This window comes from Synechococcus sp. R55.8 (assembly GCF_047461895.1).
GTDB lineage: Bacteria > Cyanobacteriota > Cyanobacteriia > Thermostichales > Thermostichaceae > Thermostichus.
Map to the genome: position 1 here is coordinate 23,576 of NZ_JANSIB010000030.1, position 1,234 is coordinate 24,809.

Genomic DNA, 1,234 nt, shown 5'->3' on the forward strand with positions numbered 1-1,234 from the left:
CCCCAGCCCGCACCGTTCGCGCCAGCGGGACGGAGTCCTCAGAAGGCCGTCCGGCCCCGGTACGGCAAACCGTCACCGTGGAGATGACCCCGTTACAACAACGGGTCTACTCGGAGTTGGGGCTGTCGCCGCTGTTACTGCTTGACCAGCCGCCGCCTTGGGGCCGAGACACGGCAGTTAGGGTGGTTCTGCCGGGAACTCTAGAGGCGGAAAGTCCGCCCAGGATGGAGACTGAGGCAACTTCTCAGACAGAGGAGTTGGCGCCCGAACCGGAGGCTCTGCAGGAGAAGGAGCTGCTGGACAACCTCTCTCCACCCGAACTTTCTGAACCCGAAATCCCTTCTGCTGAATCGTTCGTGCCAGCAGTACAGAGCAGCTTGGCCGAGCCAGCCGCGGAACTGGGGATCAGCCCTGCCCAGCAATCTCCAGCAGCCTCCAGGCGACGGCGCTCCCGCAGCAGTTAGGCGCTGCTCTCAAGCCCAGGGGCAGGCATGGGAGTATGGTGGAGCGGGCAAGGCCGAGTTTGATCTGGGAGGGATCCCTTTGGCAGCAAGGGATCCTGCGAGTGGCGGGGGTGGATGAGGTGGGGCGGGGGGCCCTGGCCGGGCCGGTAGTGGCAGCGGCGGTGATTTTGCCCGCCCAGATGGATCCCAAAGCACTGGAGGGAGTGAGGGATTCCAAACAACTGCGTCCGCAGCAACGCGCTCAATGGGCGGAACGGATTCGGCAGGTGGCCCTGGCCGTGGGTATTGGCAGTGCCTCTGCTGCTGAGATCGACCGGCTCAACATTCGCCAGGCCACGGTGCTAGCCATGCAGCGGGCTTTGGCCGAGTTAGATCCCATCGACCACATTTTGGTGGATGGATTGCCGCTGGCCGAGCTGGGATCCCGGCAAACGGCCCTGGTCAAGGGGGATCACATCAGCCTCTCCATTGCCGCTGCTTCAGTTGTGGCCAAAGTCTGGCGAGATGCCTTGATGCAGAGCTGGGATCGGCAGTACCCCGGCTACGGCTGGCGCACCAACGCTGGCTATGGCACGCGGGAGCACCGACTGGCGTTGCAGAACTTGGGGCCCACCCCGCAGCACCGCCGCAGCTTTGCCCCCTTGGCAGAACTGAAAGTCAGCAGATATGATGGTTAATGCAGTTGCATTGCCCACGTAGCTCAGTGGACTAGAGCACTGGGTTCCGGTCCCAGGTGTCGGAGGTTCGAATCCTTTCGTGGGCGTCTTCAG

Annotated in this window: 1 protein-coding gene, 1 tRNA gene and 1 pseudogene; all 3 read left to right on the forward strand. The window is 63.3% G+C overall.

What is annotated here, in order from left to right:
- Positions 1 to 464: pseudogene (locus NW829_RS04770) on the forward strand (ribonuclease E/G); the annotation flags it as partial.
- 35 nt (positions 465 to 499) lie between these two features.
- Complete coding sequence (locus tag NW829_RS04775) at positions 500 to 1,141, forward strand: ribonuclease HII (RefSeq protein WP_414416555.1); 642 nt, start codon at positions 500 to 502, stop codon at positions 1,139 to 1,141.
- A 12-nt stretch (positions 1,142 to 1,153) separates the two neighbouring features.
- Positions 1,154 to 1,227 (forward strand) — tRNA-Arg (locus NW829_RS04780).
- Positions 1,228 to 1,234: the final 7 nt, after the last annotated feature.

What these genes read in the sequence shown, in the direction of transcription:
- NW829_RS04775 (WP_414416555.1), top strand. Translation starts at nt 500, where the DNA reads ATGGTGGAGCGGGCAAGGCCGAGTTTGATCTGGGAGGGATCCCTTTGG.